Here is a 20530-nt window from a genome sequence, read left to right as displayed (position 1 = left end):
GGTCGGGGATGACGATAGTTTGGTCGGGGATGATGGCCATTCGGGCATGACTGACGAATCAGCTCACTGCCCCTGCTTGAAGCGGTGAATCTGCCGCCGCTGCTTCTTGGTCGGCCTGCGTTCCGGCCTTTCGATCATGCCCCCGGCGGCCTTGCGGGCGGCGGCTTCTGATTCCCGTTTTTTGAGGCTTGCTTCAGTTTCCTGGTACAACAGCTGGGCCTCCGGCGCCCCCCGGCGCTGGTCGGACAGCGCCTTGATTTCGATCACGCGCTCGTCCCAGCCCTGACGAATCTGCAGGGTGTCTCCCACGGAAATTTCCCTGGAAACTTTCACCCGCTGGCCGCCCAGGTGGACCTTGCCGCCTTCGATGGCAGCCTTGGCCAGGCTGCGGGTCTTGAAGAAGCGGGCCGCCCACAACCACTTGTCGAGACGGAGTTTGTCGCCCTGGAATTCGCTCATGGCTGCCTCCGGCTCATGGCCCTTTCCGGCTCAAGGCTGTCTCCGACTCGCGGCACTATCCGGCTCATGGCAGCGCCTCCGGCATAATCTCATCGAAGTGATGGATGCCCGGGAAGCGGGTGTCGATGCGTTTTTGTCGCTTGCTGTCCGGTTGCAGCAGGGTCAACAGGTGGGCGATACCGTAATCCCGGGCTGATTCCAGTACCCGCTCGGTATCGTCGATCAGCAGCGTCCTGCCCGGGTCGAAGGGATGCAGCGCCTGCAGGTTGTGCCAGAAGGCCTGTTCTTCCTTGGGGGCGTTCAGTTCGTGCGACACCACCACCCGGTCGAACCAGCCGGTGATGTCGATGTGATCCATCTTGATGTCCAGGGTTTTACGGTGGGCGTTGGTCACCATCACCACGTCCCGGTGGGACTCATGCAGCCGGGTGAGAAATTCCACCGCGTAGGGCCGCACGTCCACCATGTGCCGCAGCTCCCGTTTGATGGCCGGTATGTCCAGGTTGAGCCGCTGTGACCAGTAATCCAGTGAGTACCAGTCCAGGGTACCCTGGTCGACGCTGAATGCCGCATGGAGCTGCTCGATGGAATCCTCCGGGCTGAGGCCGTGGGTTCTGGCATAGACTTCGGGGACGTGCTGCATCCAGAAGTAGTTGTCAAAATGCAGGTCCAGCAGGGTGCCGTCCATATCCAGCAGTACGGTGTCGATGCTGTTCCAGTCGATCATAGTGGGGCCGATGTCTCAGGGAAGGCAGATTATGCCCTGTCCGGCGGCGGCGCGCATCCCGCGGCGACAGGGCGTATAATGCGCGGCTTTTCAGAGGAGCTCACGTGCGCGATTTACCCGGACTGGTCCAGCCGTTGTTGATGCTCTGCCGGCAGGCGGGGCAGGCCATCTGTGATCACTACCACGCCCCCGGCGCGGACCAGTACCGGTCCAAGGGGGATGAATCCCCGCTGACCCAGGCAGATATTGCCTCCCACCATATCCTGGCAGACGGGCTCGCGGAAATTACGCCGGACCTGCCCATTCTGTCGGAGGAATCCAGTGAGGAGGATAAGGCCCGGCGGCGGGAATGGCCGGTGTACTGGCTGGTGGATCCGCTGGATGGCACCAAGGAATTCCTCGCCCGCACTGGCGAGTTTACCGTCAATATCGCCCTGATCGAGGATCACTCGCCTGTACTGGGGCTGATCTACCTGCCCCTCACCGGCGACGCCTACCTCGGCATTCCCGGCGAGTTCGCCCGCAGGTACCAGGGGCCGGACTGGAGGTATTCGGAGCTCGCAACCCGACCGCTGGCCGAGGGCGAGGCGATGACCATACTTGCCAGCCGTCGTCACCGGGGCCCCCGGTTGCAGTCGTCCCTGGACTGGCTGGAGCAGGAGTGGGGCGACCTGGAGCGTGACAATAGCGGCAGCGCGCTGAAATTCTGCCAGCTGTCGGCGGGCGAGGGGGACTTTTACCCCCGTTATTCGCCCTGTTGTGAGTGGGATACCGCGGCGGGGCAGGCGCTGCTGGAGGCCGCCGGCGGTGCGCTGCTGGGCCTGGATGGTGAGCCGCTGCAATACAATCGCCGCGATACCCTGTTGAGTCCGCATTTCCTCGCGATCGCCGACCCCACCCACGCCATCTGGCAGCAGTTGCTCTCCCGGGAGGCGAACTGACCCCGATGCCCGCCGAAGAATGCTTGTGCCGCTAATTCAACTGGGTATAGTGTTGCATTCTGATCAGATTCTGTTCGCTGTAGATTGATGACTGCATGACCGACACTTCACACACAGGCCATACCGGGGATGAGGCGCAGGAAGCCGCCAATGACATGATGACCCCGGCCATGCGCCTGCTGGAACTGCAGACCCAGCACCGGGCCCTGGATACCCGTATCCACGAGATGTACCAGTATCCCTACCAGAACCAGATTCTGCTGCAGCGCCTGAAGAAGGAAAAACTGCGTCTCAAGGATGCGATCGAGCGCCTGAAAGACGAGATGATCCCCGACCTCAACGCCTGAACCCGGGAAGCAAGCATGAACAAGATTCTCACTGTCCTGGCCAGTTTCGCGATGTCACTGGCGGCCAGCGCCTCTCTCGCCGAGGACGCTACCGGCAAACAAGTACAGGTGACCCCCATCAAGGGGCCGCTATACATGTTGACCGGCCAGGGCGGACGGGTGGTCGCTTCGGTCGGGGAAGATGGTGTGCTGCTGGTAGACGGCGATTACGCGGCCTGGTCCGACGCCTACTCAGTTGCCCTGGAAGCAATCGACGCCGATGCCAGCGCGCCCCGGTTTATGCTCAATACCCACTGGCATGGCGACCATACCGGTAATAATGGCTTCTGGGCGGAGCAGGGTGCGGTGGTGATGGCCCATGAAAATATCTACCGGCGCATGAGCACCCGCCAGGAGATGAAGGCCCGGGGGACGGTGGTCGAGCCCAGTCCGGCGCTTGCCCTGCCGGTGGTCACCTACGAGGATTCCATCGCCGTCCGCTTCAACGGCGATGTCATCCAGGCGCAACACTTCCCCAACGGTCACACGGACGGAGATTCGGTGATGTTCTTCACGGAACAGAATGTCGTCCACGTGGGGGACCTGTTTTTTGTGGGAGCCTTCCCCTTTGTCGACCTGGACTCCGGCGGTGATGTGCTCGGCTATATCGCCAATGTCGAGCAGGTGCTGGCGATGATCGATGAGGACACGTTGATTGTGCCCGGTCATGGCAAGTCATTGATGACAAAGCAGGATTACCAGGCCTGGGTGAGTGCGATCAAGGCCTCGGTGAGCCTGATCTCCGCCCTGCTGGAGGATGGGATGACCGTCGATGAGGTGATTGAGCGGGGGCTGGGGACAGCGTACGCGTCCTACGGCCAGGGCTTTATCAAGGAAGACTTCTGGATTCGGACGGTGGCGGCGGGCATTTGAAGGACTACTCGTGTATGCAGTGATCCCGGCTTGCGCCGCAATGACGAATACGCGTCCTACTCGATAGCCCCCTCCAGCCGCAACAACACCTGCTTCGCCGCAAGGCCCCCCGCGAATCCGGTCAACGAGCCATCGCTGCCGATCACCCGGTGGCAGGGCACGACGATGGGCAGCGGGTTACGCCCGTTGGCGGCGCCTACGGCCCGCACGGCCTTTGGCCTGTCCAGCGTTCGGGCGACATCCCGGTAGCTGCGAAGCGCGCCGTAGGGTATGGCTGCCAGCGCCGCCCATACCTGTTGCTGGAACGGCGTACCCGCCGGCAGGAGCGGCAGGTCAAAGTGGCGTCGTTTACCGGCAAAATACTCCCCGAGCTGTTGCGCGCAGGCCTTGAGTGCCGGATCGGTTCTTTCCTCGCCCGCGGGGTCCGCTCCCTGCCGGTTTTCCCATTCGATGGCTGTCAGGTGATGGCCGTCGGACACCAGCCGTAACCGGCCCACAGGGCTGTCCAGGTATTGGTAATTCATGGGGTGTAGCTCCTCCAGAGCAGGTTGGCGGCGTAGGAGCGCCAGGGACGCCAGCGCTGGGCGGCGTCGTTCAGCCTGCCGTTGCTGCCGGGCAGGGCGGCCCAGGTGCGTTCCAGGCCCAGGTCACCCGCCGGAAATACATCCGGGTCGCCGGCGCCGCGCACGGCGACCATGCCCACGGTCCAGGGGCCAACGCCGGTCAGCGCGGCCAGGGTGTCCAGGTCCAGTTCTTCCTCTCTCCCGGCAAACTGCCGGCACAGGGTGCGCAGGGTTTCCCGACGGCGGCCGGGCATGGGGAAGTGCTCGTCGGGCAGCGCGGCGACATCGGCCGCGGCAGGAAAGGTGACGATAGCGCCGCGGGCGCAGGCCCGGGCGAGTCGCGACAGCACGGTGCGGGCGGCCGCCGTACTCACCTGCTGGCCGACAATGGCGCGCACGGCGGATTCGTAAAGGCTCCAGTGTCCGGGTGAGCGCGCCCCCGGGGAGCGTTCCGACAAGGGCGCCAGGACAGGGTCGCCTTGCAGCCGGGTGGCAATCTCCGCCGGATTGGCGTCCAGGTCAAACATGCGCCGCAGTTGCCCGACGAGGCCCATCAGCTGGCTGTTGTCGGCCAGCTGGAGCGTCAGTTCCAGCGCATGCTTTCCCGGCAGCGGCCTGATCGCGACAGCGCCGGTGCCCGCCGCCGTGCGAAAGTGCCTGTGGTAGCGGTCGCCGGACACCGCTTCCACCCCATCCACGGCGTGATGGGCAAGAAAGTCGACCACGCCTGGCCAGTCATAAGGGGGACGGTATTGCAGCTGTAAGCGGATGCCGGCCTCGGGGACCTGCGTCTTGCTGCCGCGCAGGTCGCCTGGGGTCAACCCGAAGTGGGTCTTTACCGCACTGTTGAAGCGACGCACGCTGCCGAAACCGGCGGCGAAAGCGACCTCGGTCAGGGGCAGGGCGGTTTCGGCCAGCAGCTTTTTGGCAAACAGCAGTCGCTGGTTAAGGGCCACTGCCTGGGGTGATACGCCCAGTTCCTGCTGGAACAGTTTGCGCAGGTAGCGCTCGCCAATACCAAGCCGAGCGGCGAGGTCGGCGACGCGGCCCTCGCTGAGCGCCCCGGCGTCAATGAGCCTGACTGCTCTTTTCACCGTGGTAGAGGTCCCCTCCCAGGCGGGGCTGCCCGGGGCGGATTCTGGGCGGCAGCGCAGGCAGGGGCGGTAACCCGCTTCCGCTGCCTGGCTCGCCAGGCGATAGTAGCTGACGTTTTTCTCCGCTGGCTGGCGGGCAGGGCAGATCGGGCGGCAGTAAATGCCGGTGGTCTTTACCGCCAGGAAAAACTCTCCGTCAAAGCGCGGGTCGCGGGCCAGCCGGGCGCGACGACACAGATCCGGATCCAGCGCGGGTGATGAATCGGGGTGGATGTCCATGGCGCCAATATAGCCCTCCCGGCCCTGTCACACTAGCCAGAATCGGCCCTGGATTAGCCGGCTGTAATTATGCTCTGGTGGTATTAGAATGTCCCGAGCGTTTGACCTTTATCTTGCCGCGACAGCAACAGGCGGCCCTCCGCCAGCAGGATGATTGCCGTCGGCAGCATTACCGGGACTCTCATGGATTTAATCGCCTACGCCGTACCGTTTTTCATCCTCGCCATGCTGGCGGAGTTGGGCTATGGGGTGTATCGCGGGCGCAACACGTACCGCCTCAACGATTCGGTGAGCAGCCTGTCCCTGGGCGTGCTCAGCCAGGCCCGCCGTTTTGTCACCCTGGGTATTGGCGGCTACGTCTACCACCTGGTCAGTGAATATGTTTCCCTGCCGCAGATGGATACCTCGTCCTGGTGGACCTGGGTGCTGGCCTTTGTGCTCTATGACTTCTGCTACTACTGGCTGCACCGCCTGGGCCACGAGCGCACCATTCTGTGGGCGGCTCATGTTGCCCATCACCAGAGTGAGGAATACAATCTCACCACCGCCCTGCGCCAGACCAGTACCGGCTTCCTGCTGGGGTGGATCTTCTACCTGCCGCTGTTTTTCCTGGGCATTCCGGCGGAGGTGGTGGTCACCGTCGGCTCCCTGAACCTGCTGTACCAGTTCTGGGTGCACACCGAACACGTGCCCAAGCTCGGCTGGTACGAGTGGGTATTTATTACTCCGTCCAACCACCGGGTGCATCACGCCCAAAACGATATCTACATGGATCGCAACTACGGCGGTGTGTTCATCCTCTGGGACAGGCTGTTTGGCACTTTTCAGGAGGAACTGGACGAGGAACCGGTGATTTTTGGTATTCGCGGTCCCCTGAAAAGCTTCAATCCCTGGCATGCCCTGACCCATGTGTATGTGGATATGATCCAGGACTGCTGGCATGCCCGCCGCTGGCGCGACAAGCTCCGGGTCTGGGTGGCGAGAACCGGTTGGCAACCCGAGGATGTGGCCAGGACCTACCCCCGGCACAAGAACGATTTGTCGACCTTTGAAAAATATGATCCGCGGGTGCCGGGCCTGGTGGCCTGGTACGGCGTCTTCCAACTGGTGGCGGCGGTGGCCCTGCTGGCATGGATGCAGGCGAGCGAGCTCGGCTACTGGGCCGGGGTGGCCTGCTGGGCGGTGTTGCTGGCCACCACCATGACGACTACCTTCTGGCTGGAGGCGCGGGGGGCGGATTCGGTGATCAGGTGGGAGTGGCTGCGGCTCGGGGGGCTGGGGATTTTGCTGGGGTTGGCTCTGACTGGTGGAGCAGGCCTTGGCCTTGTTGCTGTCGGTGTTGGTTATTTGTTGGTGAATCTCTGGCTGCTGAGGCGATTGTCTGATGCTGCTGTTGAAAGTGTAACCGAGCCCGTCATCCCCGCGCACAATGTGAATTGCGCTGCAAGCGCAGGAGAGGGTGCCTTGGGCCAGGCGGTGGTCCGGCAGACCGGGGTTCAGTAAATTTTGCCTTATCGGTCTTGAAGTCTCTGGATCCCGGTATGCCGGACCACCGCCTGCGCGGGGATGACGTTGTTCAAGGCTGCGGGATGACGATGGTGACTCGCTGGGAGTGACGACTTTGGCTGTTGGCGATGACCAAGCTGATCGGCGGGCTTTGGTTATTCCTGGTTGGCCAGCGGTACCGGCTCCAGGCTCACCGATTCCTTGCCGTTATCCACGTACACCACACCACCCACCACGCTGACGCTGAGCTGCATGGTCCTGGCCAGCATGCCCGCCAGCGACTGGACCTCGTGCCAGCCGAATTGCCAGACTGCCAGTCGTGGCAGTCCGCGGATGGCCTCTCCCTGCAACTGCCACCAGGTGTCTGCACTTTTGCCAAAGGCATACACTTTCACCGCGCCGGCCCTGCCGCAGGCCTTGCGCAGCCTGGGCTCTTCCGGCTGGCCGATCTCTATCCACAACTCCAGCTCGCCGCTGTCACTGTGACGCCAGATGTCGGGTTCATCGGTGGTTGACAGCCCGCGGGTGAATTCGAGTCCGCGGCCGACATTGAGGCAGTAGGCGAGCAACCGGGTGGCCATGCGCTCCACCGTCTCCGAGGGGTGCAGGGCGATCGTCAGCGCCAGGGATTCAAAGCAACCGCGGTCGCTGTCCGCCAGTTCAATATCGGCCTTGTAGATGGTGGGTTTTAGCGCCACTTACCCCTCCCGGTCCGACAACTGCGCCACCGCGTGGTCGGCGAAGCCGGCACCGGCCTGGGCGTAAAGGTTGAAGGTAGAGAAGCCGCGTTTTTCCAACTCCCGCGCTTCCTCGGAAAAGCGCACCACGGCGGACATGCGCCCGCTGTAACCCAGGTCCTGGAGCAGGCCGCCAACCAGCATATTCTCCTGGTGGTGGGTGAGGGCCAGCAGTACCAGTTCCACCTCTTGGAGGTTTATCTGGTGCCAGAAGTCGGGATCGGAGGCATCGGCCATGACCACCCGGCGATGCTTGCGCGCGTGTTCCGCCAGCTTGCGATCGTTCAGGTCGACGCCCAGGACTTCATAGCCGCGAGTTTCGGCGATGGCATCGTAAGCGCCGGTGCCGATATTGCCCATGCCCAGAACGATTATGCGGGCGCCACTGGTGTCGGGTCGCTGCGCCTGCACCTTGTCGGACTCAAAGCGCAGCCAGAAATCGTGGTAGCGACGGTACAACTGGTGGGCGCGTTTGCTCAGCGGGGAAGAGAGTACGAAACTGGTGGCAATGGCCAGCGAGACGGCGCTGGCCCATTCGCCCCCGATCCAGCCGGTGGTGGCGGCCACAGCAACCACGACCAGGCCGAACTCGCTGAAATTGCCCATCATGCTGGCACTGAGCAGCGCTGTCCTGGGAGCGGCGTGGAACAGGGTCATCAGCGGGAAATACAGGGCCACCTTGACTGTGGCCAGTGCACCCAGTACCAGGGCGAGTATGAACACCTCCTCCCGCGGCCAGCCATCCAGGCCGATGGTCAGGAAAAAACCCACCAGAAACAGGTCCTTGAAGTTCATCAGGTTGCGATAAAGCTCCTTGGACTTCTGGGTGCCGGCGAGCAGTCCGCCGATGACCAGCGCGCCCAGGTCGCCCTTGATACCCACCAACTCGAACAGTGACGCGCCGCCCAGGGCCAATGCCAGGCCGAACAGGGTGAAGAGCTCACCATGGCCGGCCTTTTCCATCAGCTGGGTGATGGGGCGCCGCAGCGGCCAGAGCAGTAACAGGCCCAGCGCCTCGGGGGGAGGCATGGTGCCCTTGGTGGCAGAGAGGAACAGCACCGCGGCCAGGTCCTGTATCACCAGGATGCCGATGGCGAGATTGGCGTGCCGCGAGGACATTTCCCCCCGCTCCTGGAGGACCTGGATGACAAACACGGTGCTGGAGAACGTCAGCGCAAACGCGAGGACCAGCCACTCGTTCAGTGACAGACCCAGGCCCGGCATCAGCGCGCCGGCCAGCCACAGCACGCCCATGAAAAACAGCTGCATGGCAGCCATATGGATGAGTGTGGTGCCCCAGACTTTGGGTTTGAGTAACTCCCCGGGCGATAGCTTGAGACCGATGGTAAACAGCAGCAGGGTGACGCCCAGGTTGGCCAGCTCATGCAGCAGCTCGCCGGCCTGGATATTGGTCTCGTGCAGGATAAAACCGGCCGCCAGGTAGCCGATCAGTGCCGGCAGGCCCAGCGCGCGGCTGACCAGTCCGCCCGCCAGGGCGATGAGGATGATAATCGGGTCAATCATGGTGAAGTACTGGCCTTGCTGTGCGCATGCCAGGCCACCACTGAGCAAAGCGCCACGGTGATGAGATCGAGCGCCACGCCCGCCTGTTGCAGCGGCGTAAGCACGGCGACATTGACCAGGGTAAGAACCGCGACGGCGGTGCAGAGCGCAATGGCCACCAACACCGTGAATCGTGACTGGCCGAACAGGCCCAGCCCGGTAATCAGGTAGACAGTGCCGAGCAACAGTGCCGCGACTGCCTGTTGGTCGAGTTCGCGAAACCACAGCGACGCCACGCGACCGATACCCAGCAGGGTAACGAGGCTGGCGGCAAGCAGGCGTAGGGTAGAAACAAGATGATCGGGCATGGAGGGGAATGTACCACTTTTGGGGGCAATGTTGTGTGGGTTGGCTGGCTGATTGCAGTGCTGCCCTGCGCTTTGCTTCTGCTATCATGCTGCCCATCGCGACATTCAAGGTTTTCCATGGCCAATACATCCCTGCTACCCCTGCTCGCCGATGGCGACATCGTCTCCGGCCAGGCGCTGGCCAAGGCCCTCGGGGTCAGCCGCACCGCGGTCTGGAAGCAGCTGAAGAATCTCGAGGACCTGGGTCTGCAGATCGAATCGGTCAAGGGGCAGGGCTACCGCATTCCCGGTGGGATCGAGTTGCTTGCCGCGGACAAGGTATTGACGGGACTGTCGCCCCTGTCCAGGCAACTGCTGTCACGGCTGGACCTGAGGGATACGGTCGGCTCCACCAACGAGGAGGCCATGGCGCAAATTGCCGCCGGAACCGGTTCGGGCTATGTCTGCAGCGCCGAACAGCAAAGCGCTGGCCGCGGGCGCCGGGGGCGGGCCTGGGTAAGCCCCTATGGGCGCAATCTCTATTTATCCGTTGTCTGGGAGTATGAACAGGGCGCGGCGGTTCTCGAGGGCATGAGTCTGGCGGTGGGCGTGGTGGCAGCCCGGGCGCTGGCTGCCTGTGGTGTGCCCCCGGTCCAGCTCAAGTGGCCCAATGACCTGTTGTTCGAGGGCGCCAAGTTCGGCGGTATATTGCTCGAAATGACGGGCGATCCCGCCGGGGCCTGCCAGGTTGTCGTGGGTATAGGGCTGAATGTGGATATGCCGGCCCGGTCGGCCGGTGATATCGACCAGGCCTGGACCGATGTGGCGCGCATCTGTGCCGGACAGGCGCCGCCGCGCAACCTGCTGCTGGCGGCCTTGCTGGATGAGTTGCTGCCCATGCTGGCTCATTTCGAGGGCGCCGGCTTCAGTCCCTGGCGGGATGAGTGGCAGGCGCTGGATGCCTTTGCCGGTGTCGAGGTGGTGTTGCACAGCGGTAATCACAGAATGGCTGGCAAGGCCTGTGGCGTTGACGAGCGCGGCGCGTTGCAATTGCAGACCACCACCGGATTCCAGTCCATATTCGGCGGCGAGATATCCCTGAGGGCGGCCCGGTGAGTGTTTGCCTGCAGCTGGATGTCGGCAATAGCCGCGTCAAGTGGCGCCTGCTGGAGCAGGGTGAACTGCGGGACCGGGGTCATTTCGGTCACCATGACAGCGCGGCCAAAGCCAGGCTGCTGGAACCGCTTGGTCCGGAGGCCAATATCTGGGTATCCAGCGTGGCGGGCCCGGAATTTGAGCGCGAGTTCACCGCCCTGGCCGAGCGGCTCTGTGGGGTAAGTCCCTGGTTTGCCCGCAGCACAGCCCGTGCCGGTGGTGTTGCCAACAGCTATGCACAGCCCTCGCGCATGGGGGTGGATCGCTGGCTGGCCATGTTGGGGGCACGGCAGCGCAGCAGGGAACGCCTTTGCGTGGTGGACGCCGGTTCTGCGTTGACGATCGATATCGTCAGCGCCGCCGGTCAACACGAAGGCGGTTATATCATTCCCGGGCCGGCACTGATGGAGCGCGCCCTGTTACTGGATACGGATCGGGTGCGTTTTGACGAGGACGTGAGTTACGCCCTGGCACCGGGGACCTCCACCGCCGAAGCGGTGCGCCACGGCATCGCCCTGGCCCAGGTGGGGGCCGTTGCTGCCGCAATTGCGCACAACGGGGGGGAACAGCCAACGCTGTTTTTCTGCGGCGGCGCCGGGGAGACCCTGAGGCAACTGCTGGACCGCGGCGGCAGTTACCTGCCGGACCTGGTGTTTGAAGGGCTGGAGGTGCAGGCCCGGGAGGTGTTTACCGACTGATCGGCCGAGCGTCACCGCCACCGCTTTGTTGCAGTTCCAGGCGCTCGCCGAGGTAGCGGGAGCCCGCCATGCTCAGGTGGCCCGGGTCACGGTAGAGAAGTTCGCCGTCTTTAATGCCGTGACACAGGCGTTGGTCGCAGAATGCACCGGGTGTATCCCACAACCAGGTTCCCGGGTTGTCGTTCCAGACCGTGGTGACAATGTCCCGGTAGCGGCGGCTTCGCGCCTGGTGACGCTTGCGGGGAGTTTGGCAGGGCTGCGGCTCGAAACCCGTCAGTCGCAGGGGGCGGGTATCAATACAGGCCTGGGGGTGAAAGCCGAGGCCAGGCCAGTCCATGACCAGCACCACCTTCTTCCCCGCTGACAGCAGTTTTTGGACCGCTGCCGCAAGGCCCGCCGCAAAGATCTCCCCGTTGTCCGCCAGCGCCGGATTTTCCCGGGAGCGCATGCGGTAACGGCCGAGGCGGGTATTCAGGTAGGGCGGGCCCATGGAAGACAGGTATACCGTGGTGATCCCCGGATTGCGGGTGACCCAGTCAATAGTGGCGCGGGTGGTCTCAAGACAGTGATCGCTGTTACCGGAGTCACGCACCTCGACATTGAGCAGGGGAGGGCAGCCTCCCTCTCCCAGGCGCATGACCCCTTCGCCAGACTGGCGGAAATGATGGGCCAGTGCGAAGAAGGTGTTGGTGCTGTGGCTGTCCCCCAGTACGGCAATGGTTGGCGGCTTGCCGTCCTGCAGGCATTGGCCCAGGGTGGCTGTGCCGGAATCGCAATGATTGGGGTGTTCCGGCCCGGGTTCTGGCCATTGAAAAACCGCAGCGGCCCCGTTGAATTCAGCGGTGCGCTGGGGGAGGCCTTCCAGCCGGATGATTGCCAGGCCTGCCAGCCCCAGGGAAAACAGACCGGCCAGTAACCACAGGGGCGTAAATCTGCCGGGGTGGTACCGCAGCCGACGCTCCACCAGTCGATAGCTCAACCAGGCCAGCAGTACGCTGATGATCACCGCCGCCAGGCGAATGGGTGGCTCCGGCTCACCCTGCTCCATGATCCGGCAAAAGGTGAGCAGCGGCCAGTGCCAGAGGTACAGGGGAAAGCTGATCTTGCCGATAAACACCAGGGGCCGGGCGGCCAACAGGCGGTTAAGGGGAGTAACGGGCCCGCTCAGTATGAGCAGCGCAGCCCCCACAGTGGGCAATAACGCCCACCAGCCGGGAAACATGGCCTGGCGATTGATCAGGGCGACGGCCGCGATCATCAGCACCAGCCCGGCCGCGGCCAGCCCGTTTTTGGCCCCGGTAGAACGGGGGGTGACCCCCGAGCATGCCAGCAGCGCCCCCAGCAGTAATTCCCACACCCGGAACTGTGGCAGGAAGAAACTGGCTGCGCGATCGCCGGTAACCGCGATGTTGAGGTAGAACGAAAGTCCCAGCAGGCTGAGTACCAGTGCCACAACCGGAAGTTTGAAGCGAAAACCCAGCAACAGCAACAGCGGCCACAGCAGGTAGAACTGCTCCTCCACGCCCAGGGACCAGAGGTGCAGCAGGGGCTTCAGTCGACTATCCGTGTCGAAGTAACCGGCTTCGGTCCAGAACAGCAGGTTGGGGGCAAACACCGAAGACGCCGCCGTCTGCCTGCCCAGGGCGACATACTCGTGGGGTAGCAGGATCCACCAGCCGGCCAGCAGGCAGAAAGCCATGACCAGCAGGAGCGCGGGAAAAATGCGCTGAATGCGCCGGCGGTAGAATTCGGCGGCGGAGAATCCCCCCTGTGAATGTCCCTGGAGAATGATTCCGGTGATCAGGTAGCCGGATATCACGAAGAATATGTCCACACCCACGAACCCACCGGGCAGTAGCCCGGGAAAGGCGTGGTAAACGACCACGGCAATAATGGAAAAGGCGCGCAGACCGTCGATGTCGGGGCGGTAGCCGGTCATGACTGCGGTATTCAATCCATGAGCGCGAAGGGGCGGGTCAGGGGGTTGGCCAGGATCTCCTGGTAGTTCAGCACCGCGGCGGATAAATCCTGTTCGCCCACCTTACGCAGCCCCGGCTCGACCGTATCCACAGGGACCGCTAAGCCGAGGAAGTCACAGATACTCACAATGGTGGGCTGCAGCCTGTCGGACAGGTCCTCGTAAAACAGGTCCAGTACCGGCTTGCCGTCCAGCATCGACAGGGCCGCCTCCGCTTCCTGGTCCAGCTGGCGACGGCGCGCCGCAAAGGCTTCCGGTGATATTTCAACTTTCACCCTGCGGTTCTTGCCGCCGCCCATGTCCGAGTGGATCGCGCCGCCGGCGTGCATTACCTGTTCCGACACGTAGCGGCGCAGCGCGTTACGTCGCTGCAGGTGGATGAAACAGGTATCGGGCCGGGCAATCGCTGGCGACAGGGCCGCCTGCCATCGGCTGTTGAGAAAATCCTCGTAAATGATTTTAAGCCCAACAGCGGCCTGCGGCCGGTTGAGCGCCTGGTTGAGAAAGTCGGCCGGGTTGGCATCCCGCGCTTGCAGAAGTCGCTGTGCCCTGGCCTGGCGCTGCTGCGGGCTGGCGCTGCGTGGGTCGAACTCATCCCGCAGCCCGCGTACCTGTCCCGGGAGAAACAGCTCACCATGACAACAAATGGATTCGATGTTGTTGAGAGTCCTGACCAGCAGGGTGCTGCCGGTACGCGGCGCACTGAGAATGAAAAATGTGACCGGCATGTCTACTCTGCGGCGGAGGCCGATACGGCTGATTTGGCCGCATTATGTCGTTCCAGCGACCGTTTGCGTAGCATTTTCAGGTATTCACATGCCTGCCAGACAAAGAACACGGCTGTCAGGTACAGCTCCGGGCGCAGGGGCACGGAATAGCGCGGTTCAGCCTGGGTGATGACATAGACAGCGCTCACGGCGAACAGGGTTGAGTAAGCGATCACGGGCACGGTGAGGTCGGCCAGGTCGGTTTTGCGGGCAATGACCAGGAGTGCCCCCAGCAAGCTGCAGACCAACAGCCAGGGGTGCAGGGCGTGCATGATCGAGTAGGAGACAAGCGCCGGGGTGGATATGTGGTAGAGAGAGTAAAGAATGTCGTACACGTAAATATCACCCTGGCCGGTCAGGATATCCCACTGCCAGAGTTGGTAGGGCTTGCCGAAGGCAAACCAGCTGAGCATTTCTACCGGGGCGTCGGAGAGTCGCAGGACCAGCTCTCGAAAAAACGTGTCGAAGCTTTCAGCGACCCCGGCGCCAGGCACGACGATTCCCGCTTCCGGATCCAGAACGGATGCTTTCCACTTTTCGTGATAGTCGGGGTACAGGCCAACCGTCAGGTTGGCCAGCAGGCGGTCGCCGCTGCCGGACTGGTCTGCCGGGACCGTGACAGCGGAGCGAACGGACCAGAGTGAAGCAGCCAGCACCAGCGGCAACATCAGCAGGACGGCATGTCGATGGCCCATCAAAACGCCGTTTTCAGTGCGGATGCTTGTCCGGAATAGCCAAAGGCCCAAGGCAATAGCGGGTACGATCACCACACTTACCGGGTTGACCATATATGAGGCAGCCAGCGCCGTTCCGCTGGCCAGGTAGTAGCCGCTTTGCTGGCGTTCGAGCGCTTTTGCCAGGCAGTAAATAGTGGCCAGCAGGGTAAAACCGAACAGCGTTTCTGTTAGCGCATAAGAGCCCAGGCTGACGTGGTGGGGAGAAAAAGCCAACAGCGTCGCTGGCAGGACCGGCCAGTACGATGGTAGCAACAGGCGCCCCAGCAGGAATAGTAGCCAGATTGAGCAGGCGGCCAGTGCGACCTGGCTGTGGAGTACCAGGTCATAGCCGAGCATGGTGGCAGAGCCTGAAAGTTTCAGGTTCATCGCCAAAAATGCCGGGTACCCGGGAGCCCAATAGGCGTCGGGGGTCGGGTTCTCGCTGCGTTCCCGGGAAAATGTACCGTGCTCTACCAAATTTATGGCGTATTGAAAGTAATACGCTGCGTCCGCCCTCACCGGCTCAATAAAAAAAGTTTCGCTATTGTAGGCCAGTCGCAACAAGACCCCGCAGCTCACGATAACAAGAGCCGCCACCGAGGGCCCCCATCCGGATTTCTTCTTCGTATTCAATTGATTGCCAGGATTGTGAAATTCTGTGGCAATACCTTAATTCCTGGATCTATCGATAGCCAGCCAAGGCTGGAGAAAAGACGGTTTATCCGCCAGGCCCGGTGGAGCTGAACTGACGGAGACGGGTGCCGGCATTGCAAGATATAACCAAACGGAATATCTTTTTATAAGCACATGCTATTGGACAGTCGGCCCAGGCTGTTCGACACTGGTCTCGAGTGTTAAATTAATGCAACGTCGTTAAGTTGAGGTAATTATGAAAAGGATTCTCAGTGGTTTGGCGGTATTCGTCAGTCTGACCTCCATTCTGGTGGTGGCAGCACCCACAGTTCAGGTCAAGGGAGGCAGAACTTCCGTCGAATTGTCAGGGGAGGTGCTCGATGCCCTGGTCTCGGCGGGTTGTGAGTTGGACCGGGTAAAACCAGCGGTTATCAAGCCAGGTAGCGAGCGTATCAGGTTCCCGGTGGCTGGTGGTGCTCTCGACCTGGGAGCGGCGCTGGGCGAGGTGGAACACCGCGGTGGCTTCACACTCTCCTGTTCCGATGCGGTTGACCCCAACGACATCAATGTGGTCACCCTGGAGAACCTGAGAATCGAGGCGCTGGACCCGAACAACATCCAGGATCCCAACGATGTGACCTCGATCACCGCTCTTGCGTCGGTGGAGAACAACCTGTTCGATCGCATTGAGTTCCTGGTGCCTGGCGAAGGGGGCATTGAAGTCTCAGGCAATGGCGGCAAGCTCAAGCTCAAGGGATATGGGTTGACCCTCGCGCCTGAGGCGGCGGAATTCCTCAGCAGTACGCTCGGAATCGAGCTGTCTTCCGATCTGGTGGTTGGTGATGCAGCCAGCCAGGTGAATATCCGCAAGGAAAAGGCGGAGACAGAGGATGAGCCTGAAGAATCGTCCAGTAAGGGCAAGGGCAAAGGCAAGGACAAGGAAAAGAACAAGAATAAAGACGATGACGATGACGATGATGAGGATGAGTCCGAAGACGATTAATCAGCTTTCGCCGTCCCCTGAAGCCCCGCGACATGTGGGGCTTTTTATTTCCTGGCCGTCCGGGATCGTGTAGATCAGCACGGTCGAGCAGAAAAAATCAGCCATAGTAGGTGCGGCGAGTATGCCGGACCACCCCTCCGGTTAACGATCCGGGCTGTCACCAGGGCTAACTTGAGCAGATCCCGGGTTTGCCTGTCCTCGCACTCCTTGGTTACGCGATAAAAGCCCATTTTGGGGGTGTGAATTTGTAACTGCGGCAGCTTTGTATCTACGGTGTACTGAGGTAAGGTGTTGCTCTGAATTGCCAATAATTACCAATAACTGCAAAGGGAACTGCGATATGCGCTTTAAACAGGGGTTTCTCGCCGGCCTGGCTCTGGTTGCCAGTTCGGCTTATGGGGTGACGGATACGTATACCTATACCGGTGCGCCGTCAAAGCATGAGTAACCAAAGGTCCTGATTCACTAAGAGACAGTTCTGCTACTTTTAACTGGAGCAGAGGAGTCTCACTATGAGCATGTCCAACACTGAAAAGACGGTTAAGGACATCCGTCGTAAAACACGCCGCAAGCATTCCACCGAGGAGAAGATCCGCATTGTCCTGGAGGGGCTTCGCGGTGAAATGTCTATTGCTGAACTGTGCCGACGGGAAGACATCAACAGTAATCTGTATTACCGATGGAGCAAGGACTTCCTGGAAGCCGGCAAGAAGCGCCTGGCTGGGGATACCGTCCGTGAGGCCAACACCGATGAAGCCTCTGGCCTGAAGCAGGAGAACAAGGATCTCAAGCAGGCCGTAGCCGAACTCTACCTGAGGAACGACTGGCTCAAAAAAAGTCTGACTGGGCAGGGTGTGATCTTGGACGACGAATGATGTATACGGCATCCGAGAAACTGGCGATCATCCGCCTGGTTGAGGAATCCGAGTTGTCGGTTAGGCGAACCCTACAGGAGATCAAAGTCAGTCGAACCAGTTTCTACCGCTGGTATCGGGCCTACGAAGAAAGTGGTCTCGATGGCCTCGAGAATCAAAGTCGGGCTGTGCGGCAGCACTGGAATCGGATTCCTGACTCCGTCAGGGAACTGATAGTCGAAGTGGCATTGGAGCGACCGGATCTTACACCCAGGGAACTGGCCTGGCATATCACCGATACGCACGACTACTTTGTCTCGGAATCCAGCGTTTATCGCCTTCTCAAGGCCCATGACTTGATCACCAGCCCCCAGTTCACGGTGATGAGCGCCTCGGACAGGTTCCAGAACCCGACCAGCAGGATCAACGAGCTGTGGCAAACCGACTTTACCTACTTCCGGGTGGTCGGTTGGGGCTGGTACTTCTTATCGACGGTCCTGGACGACTATTCCCGCTATATCATCTGCTGGCGGCTTACCACTTCGATGTCGGCCTCGGATGTGACGGAAACACTGGAGGATGCCCTGAGGGCAACCGGTCTGTTCGAGGCCAAAGTTCGGCACAGACCCCGTCTGTTGTCGGACAACGGCCCTTGTTACATCAGTGGTGAACTCAAGTCCTGGCTCAAGCAGCAGGACATTGAACACACGCGGGGTGCACCGTATCACCCGATGACCCAGGGCAAGATTGAGCGTTATCATCGGTCGATGAAGAATGTGGTGAAGCTGGAGCATTACTACTACCCGTGGGAGTTGGAGACAGCTATCACGGAGTGGGTCCATCACTACAACCACGAGCGTTACCACGAGTCACTGGATAACGTGACACCAGCAGATGTTTACGCGGGAAGACGAAACGACATTCTGGATCAGCGAGCCCTGGTGAAAGCCAGGACCATGGCCCGGAGAAAAATACACAACCTGCGGTTAGCAGGCTAAACTGGAGCAGTAGCTGGCAGAAAAGTCTCTTTTAGAAAACGGCCCGATTGGTGCCATATCCTTTGCCGACGTACACGGGGATGGATAGGGTAATGCCCTAAAGCGACATTCCCCAAGCTGCACCATTCTTTGGCCTTCTCGCTGCAATTCTTGAGTACTGGCGGTGAAGGGCCGGGCCTTTTAGAGACCCTCTCTGAGTTCGCAGTCAGTTATGTTCAGCGAGGGAGCAGGCAAGTGGGGGGATATGGGGGGTGGAATCAGCCACGCTGGTTGCAGGTGCAGCCTGTGGTAGGGGAGATTTATGCTTCACCAGTTCTCAGGTCGGGGTGGTGGCCGTAAATCCCTGAATGGAAATCGAGGAGTCTGACCCCTTGATCTTCAGTGCAAAACCAGAATTCATGGCTTGCGTCATTAGTAGGGAGGGGCTTAATATGAGTCGCATGCAAAAAATATGCTGAAAAAGTTTTTATAACTGACTAATCTGCGGGGAAGTAGTGATAACTAAATTGTTCAGATCAGCAGCATTGCTCGTATGTTGTTTGATTTCAGGTTTTTCGTTTGCCGATGTGGCAGTTTATGGTGCCAATAACCAGACTTGGAATGAAGAAGTCCGGGACAAGATTGCGGCCGCTGCCGGAGGAGCGTTGGGGGCCGTAGATTTCTTCGATGCAGGAGTGGTGACGCCCACTCTGGTGGATTTACAGAATTACACGGCAGTTCTTGTCTATTCTGATGGCGGTTTTGCAGACCCAGTTGCACTCGGGGATGCTCTGGCCGATTACGCCGATGCTGGTGGCACGGTTGTACTGTCGACATTTGCATTTAATATAAATCCTATTGCCGGCCGCCTTGTGACAGATAGTTACTTGCCAGTGACACTCGGTCCTCAAAGTTCACCTGGTGGATTAACACTTGTGCCTGTCGACGCGGGGAATGGATTGTTGGCGGGGGTCAGCAGCTTCGCTGGTGGTTCCAGTAGTTATCATAATACTGTGAGTCTCGAAGCTGGAGCTACGCTTGTAGCCGAATGGAGTAATGGTGTGCCTTTGATCGCGGTATTGGGCAATGTGATTGCTCTGAATATGTACCCGCCTTCTTCGGATAGCCGTTCGGACTTCTGGGATGCCACCACTGAAGGCGACATCATGATGAGTAATGCTCTCGGCTTTGTAGGGGTAGCCCCCCCGCCCGCTGCCCCTGTAGCACCACCCAAGCCAGTTCCTGTCATGCCGCTGTCCGGTCTTGGCCTGATGATTGTGGGGATTTTGGTGGTTGCCAGGCGCAGGTTTATGCAGCGCTAGGCCGTTCGTTGTCAGATTAAGGGCCTCGCCGGGCCCTTTTTTGTTTTGCCAGGGCCAAATCTGTTGCATCCCCCCAATGCTTTCCCTACAATTGCCCGCCGTTGAGTCAGGTGCAAGTCAGAAGGTCCTCTTCCTTCTATTATACGAACCTGCTCACAGGTCTGGATCAGGCTGGCGTAGCTCAGTAGGTAGAGCAGCTGATTTGTAATCAGCCGGTCGGGGGTTCGATTCCTCTCGCCAGCTCCATTCCATCCCCGATCTTCCAGAATTATTGCTACCGGAAGTTGCTTCTCCGGGCTTTTCGGGTGTTCGCCGGGCGGCCGGTGGGCTTCCTCAGAAAGTGTGCGTAAGTCGATAATTTTATTAGAAGAAGCGGTTGACATTGATGATGGGCATCCGGACAATATGCCGCCTTCCGGAGGGGTTCCCGAGTGGCCAAAGGGATCAGACTGTAAATCTGACGCGAAAGCTTCGGTGGTTCGAATCCACCCCCCTCCACCATCTATACGTCGCGTTGATCAGCGGAATTTCCGTAGGTCAGAGGTGGCAACGCCCGGTAAAGGGCGGATGGCGGGGATGTGTGAGGCTTCCCCTGTATGCCTAACGTGTTGGCATATAAAGAAAATTAGGTTTAGCGGTGCGCGGGTATAGTTCAATGGTAGAACCTCAGCCTTCCAAGCTGATGATGCGGGTTCGATTCCCGCTACCCGCTCCAGAGTTAGAAGGCTCAGGGCTCATATAGCTCAGTCGGTAGAGCACTTCCTTGGTAAGGAAGAGGTCACCGGTTCAAATCCGGTTATGAGCTCCACTTCTGCTGTTTTGTAAGTGGTTGGTAAATTTAAAGCGGTTTAATGCAAGGCTACGGCCGGTGTCATAGGAGATTGTCGTAATGGCAAAAGAAACATTCGAACGTACTAAGCCCCACGTCAACGTGGGTACCATTGGTCACGTTGACCACGGTAAAACTACCCTGACAGCGGCCCTGACGCGGGTGTGTGCTGAAGTATGGGGC

The 20530-nt window shown here is 60.4% G+C and carries 19 protein-coding genes, 4 tRNA genes and 1 pseudogene; 14 read left to right on the top strand and 10 right to left on the bottom strand.

The window, feature by feature from the left end; genetic code table 11:
• Nucleotides 1-63: 63 nt before the first annotated feature.
• A complete protein-coding gene (gene hslR, locus E2F43_RS14360) occupies nt 64-459 on the bottom strand; it encodes a ribosome-associated heat shock protein Hsp15 (RefSeq protein WP_133213828.1) in 396 nt (131 codons plus the stop codon).
• A 64-nt stretch (nt 460-523) separates the two neighbouring features.
• Complete coding sequence (gene yrfG / locus E2F43_RS14355; protein WP_133213826.1) at nt 524-1186, bottom strand: GMP/IMP nucleotidase; 663 nt, start codon at nt 1184-1186, stop codon at nt 524-526.
• 104 nt (nt 1187-1290) lie between these two features.
• Between yrfG and cysQ the strand changes: the two genes are divergently transcribed.
• The 3 genes from cysQ (at nt 1291) to E2F43_RS14340 (ending at nt 3386) form a co-directional block, all read left to right on the top strand.
• Nucleotides 1291-2127, top strand: a complete 837-nt coding sequence (gene cysQ, locus E2F43_RS14350; protein WP_238946932.1) for a 3'(2'),5'-bisphosphate nucleotidase CysQ — start codon at nt 1291-1293, stop codon at nt 2125-2127.
• Nucleotides 2128-2222: 95 nt separating this feature from the next.
• Entirely contained in the window at nt 2223-2474 is a 252-nt protein-coding gene (locus E2F43_RS14345) for a YdcH family protein (RefSeq protein ID WP_133213824.1), read from the top strand.
• Nucleotides 2475-2489: 15 nt separating this feature from the next.
• On the top strand, nt 2490-3386 hold the full coding sequence (locus E2F43_RS14340) for an MBL fold metallo-hydrolase (protein WP_133213822.1): 897 nt from the start codon (nt 2490-2492) through the stop codon (nt 3384-3386).
• Between the two features lie 56 nt (nt 3387-3442).
• Here the strand turns inward: E2F43_RS14340 and E2F43_RS14335 are convergent, their stop codons facing one another.
• Both E2F43_RS14335 and E2F43_RS14330 read right to left on the bottom strand, forming a co-directional pair.
• Nucleotides 3443-3910, bottom strand: a complete 468-nt coding sequence (locus tag E2F43_RS14335; protein ID WP_133213820.1) for a methylated-DNA--[protein]-cysteine S-methyltransferase — start codon at nt 3908-3910, stop codon at nt 3443-3445.
• The gene (locus E2F43_RS14330) at nt 3907-5322 is read right to left on the bottom strand and encodes an AlkA N-terminal domain-containing protein (protein ID WP_133213818.1); all 1416 of its coding nucleotides are present in this window, start codon (nt 5320-5322) and stop codon (nt 3907-3909) included. Before E2F43_RS14330 ends, E2F43_RS14335 begins: the two co-directional genes overlap by 4 nt.
• A 183-nt stretch (nt 5323-5505) precedes the next feature.
• Here E2F43_RS14330 and E2F43_RS14325 point away from each other — a divergent pair, with 183 nt between their 5' ends.
• Complete coding sequence (locus tag E2F43_RS14325; protein WP_133213816.1) at nt 5506-6825, top strand: sterol desaturase family protein; 1320 nt, start codon at nt 5506-5508, stop codon at nt 6823-6825.
• A gap of 158 nt (nt 6826-6983) precedes the next feature.
• On the opposite strand, the gene E2F43_RS14320 is transcribed toward E2F43_RS14325, so the two are convergent.
• The 3 genes from E2F43_RS14320 to E2F43_RS14310 are packed head-to-tail and all read right to left on the bottom strand — an operon-like array spanning nt 6984 to nt 9436.
• Nucleotides 6984-7526, bottom strand: coding sequence for a YaeQ family protein (locus tag E2F43_RS14320; protein ID WP_133213814.1), 543 nt, complete (start codon nt 7524-7526; stop codon nt 6984-6986).
• Nucleotides 7527-9089, bottom strand: coding sequence for a cation:proton antiporter family protein (locus tag E2F43_RS14315; RefSeq protein ID WP_133213812.1), 1563 nt, complete (start codon nt 9087-9089; stop codon nt 7527-7529).
• The gene (locus E2F43_RS14310) at nt 9086-9436 is read right to left on the bottom strand and encodes a hypothetical protein (RefSeq protein ID WP_133213810.1); all 351 of its coding nucleotides are present in this window, start codon (nt 9434-9436) and stop codon (nt 9086-9088) included. Before E2F43_RS14310 ends, E2F43_RS14315 begins: the two co-directional genes overlap by 4 nt.
• A gap of 117 nt (nt 9437-9553) precedes the next feature.
• Between E2F43_RS14310 and birA the strand changes: the two genes are divergently transcribed.
• Both birA and E2F43_RS14300 read left to right on the top strand, forming a co-directional pair.
• Nucleotides 9554-10531 carry a bifunctional biotin--[acetyl-CoA-carboxylase] ligase/biotin operon repressor BirA gene (gene birA / locus E2F43_RS14305; RefSeq protein WP_133213808.1) on the top strand — a complete coding sequence of 326 codons (978 nt, stop codon included), beginning with the start codon at nt 9554-9556 and terminating at the stop codon, nt 10529-10531.
• Nucleotides 10528-11268, top strand: coding sequence for a type III pantothenate kinase (locus E2F43_RS14300; protein WP_165954325.1), 741 nt, complete (start codon nt 10528-10530; stop codon nt 11266-11268). The genes birA and E2F43_RS14300 overlap by 4 nt, the downstream gene beginning before the upstream one ends.
• Here E2F43_RS14300 and E2F43_RS14295 read toward each other — a convergent pair.
• From E2F43_RS14295 to E2F43_RS14285, 3 genes are read right to left on the bottom strand one after another with little or no spacing between them, the layout of a single operon-like run.
• Nucleotides 11258-13207 carry an acyltransferase family protein gene (locus E2F43_RS14295; RefSeq protein ID WP_133213804.1) on the bottom strand — a complete coding sequence of 650 codons (1950 nt, stop codon included), beginning with the start codon at nt 13205-13207 and terminating at the stop codon, nt 11258-11260. The genes E2F43_RS14300 and E2F43_RS14295 overlap by 11 nt on opposite strands.
• Nucleotides 13208-13218: 11 nt before the next feature.
• A complete protein-coding gene (locus E2F43_RS14290) occupies nt 13219-13974 on the bottom strand; it encodes a Stf0 family sulfotransferase (protein WP_133213802.1) in 756 nt (251 codons plus the stop codon).
• 2 nt (nt 13975-13976) lie between these two features.
• Nucleotides 13977-15362, bottom strand: coding sequence for a glycosyltransferase family 39 protein (locus E2F43_RS14285; protein WP_133213801.1), 1386 nt, complete (start codon nt 15360-15362; stop codon nt 13977-13979).
• 256 nt (nt 15363-15618) lie between these two features.
• On the opposite strand from E2F43_RS14285, the gene E2F43_RS14280 reads away from it, so the two are divergent.
• From E2F43_RS14280 to E2F43_RS14245, 8 genes and pseudogenes are all read left to right on the top strand, one after another.
• On the top strand, nt 15619-16365 hold the full coding sequence (locus tag E2F43_RS14280; protein WP_133213800.1) for a hypothetical protein: 747 nt from the start codon (nt 15619-15621) through the stop codon (nt 16363-16365).
• A gap of 512 nt (nt 16366-16877) precedes the next feature.
• Nucleotides 16878-18217 (top strand): annotated as a pseudogene (locus E2F43_RS14275) (IS3 family transposase).
• A 494-nt stretch (nt 18218-18711) separates the two neighbouring features.
• A complete protein-coding gene (locus E2F43_RS14270; protein WP_238946931.1) occupies nt 18712-19518 on the top strand; it encodes a hypothetical protein in 807 nt (268 codons plus the stop codon).
• Between the two features lie 170 nt (nt 19519-19688).
• Nucleotides 19689-19764: transfer RNA gene (locus E2F43_RS14265), tRNA-Thr, on the top strand.
• A gap of 171 nt (nt 19765-19935) precedes the next feature.
• Nucleotides 19936-20019, top strand: a tRNA-Tyr gene (locus E2F43_RS14260).
• A 140-nt stretch (nt 20020-20159) separates the two neighbouring features.
• Nucleotides 20160-20233: transfer RNA gene (locus E2F43_RS14255), tRNA-Gly, on the top strand.
• A gap of 17 nt (nt 20234-20250) precedes the next feature.
• Nucleotides 20251-20326, top strand: a tRNA-Thr gene (locus tag E2F43_RS14250).
• Between the two features lie 81 nt (nt 20327-20407).
• Nucleotides 20408-20530 (top strand): GTP-binding protein (locus E2F43_RS14245; protein ID WP_238946959.1); only part of this gene is annotated, 123 nt, incomplete at its 3' end.

The organism is Seongchinamella unica, assembly GCF_004354085.1.
Classification (GTDB): Bacteria; Pseudomonadota; Gammaproteobacteria; order Pseudomonadales; family Halieaceae; genus Halioglobus; species Halioglobus unicus.
The sequence above is the reverse complement of the archived record's forward strand: the minus strand, read 5'-3'. Positions and strand labels throughout refer to the sequence as shown.

Bases quoted from the DNA above. Each gene is read 5' to 3' on its own strand.
- hslR (WP_133213828.1), bottom strand. From the start codon at position 459: ATGAGCGAATTCCAGGGCGACAAACTCCGTCTCGACAAGTGGTTGTGG.
- yrfG (WP_133213826.1), bottom strand. From the start codon at position 1,186: ATGATCGACTGGAACAGCATCGACACCGTACTGCTGGATATGGACGGC.
- E2F43_RS14345 (WP_133213824.1), top strand. From the start codon at position 2,223: ATGACCGACACTTCACACACAGGCCATACCGGGGATGAGGCGCAGGAA.
- E2F43_RS14340 (WP_133213822.1), top strand. From the start codon at position 2,490: ATGAACAAGATTCTCACTGTCCTGGCCAGTTTCGCGATGTCACTGGCG.
- E2F43_RS14335 (WP_133213820.1), bottom strand. From the start codon at position 3,910: ATGAATTACCAATACCTGGACAGCCCTGTGGGCCGGTTACGGCTGGTG.
- E2F43_RS14330 (WP_133213818.1), bottom strand. From the start codon at position 5,322: ATGGACATCCACCCCGATTCATCACCCGCGCTGGATCCGGATCTGTGT.
- E2F43_RS14325 (WP_133213816.1), top strand. From the start codon at position 5,506: ATGGATTTAATCGCCTACGCCGTACCGTTTTTCATCCTCGCCATGCTG.
- E2F43_RS14315 (WP_133213812.1), bottom strand. From the start codon at position 9,089: ATGATTGACCCGATTATCATCCTCATCGCCCTGGCGGGCGGACTGGTC.
- E2F43_RS14310 (WP_133213810.1), bottom strand. From the start codon at position 9,436: ATGCCCGATCATCTTGTTTCTACCCTACGCCTGCTTGCCGCCAGCCTC.
- birA (WP_133213808.1), top strand. From the start codon at position 9,554: ATGGCCAATACATCCCTGCTACCCCTGCTCGCCGATGGCGACATCGTC.
- E2F43_RS14295 (WP_133213804.1), bottom strand. From the start codon at position 13,207: ATGACCGGCTACCGCCCCGACATCGACGGTCTGCGCGCCTTTTCCATT.
- E2F43_RS14290 (WP_133213802.1), bottom strand. From the start codon at position 13,974: ATGCCGGTCACATTTTTCATTCTCAGTGCGCCGCGTACCGGCAGCACC.
- E2F43_RS14280 (WP_133213800.1), top strand. From the start codon at position 15,619: ATGAAAAGGATTCTCAGTGGTTTGGCGGTATTCGTCAGTCTGACCTCC.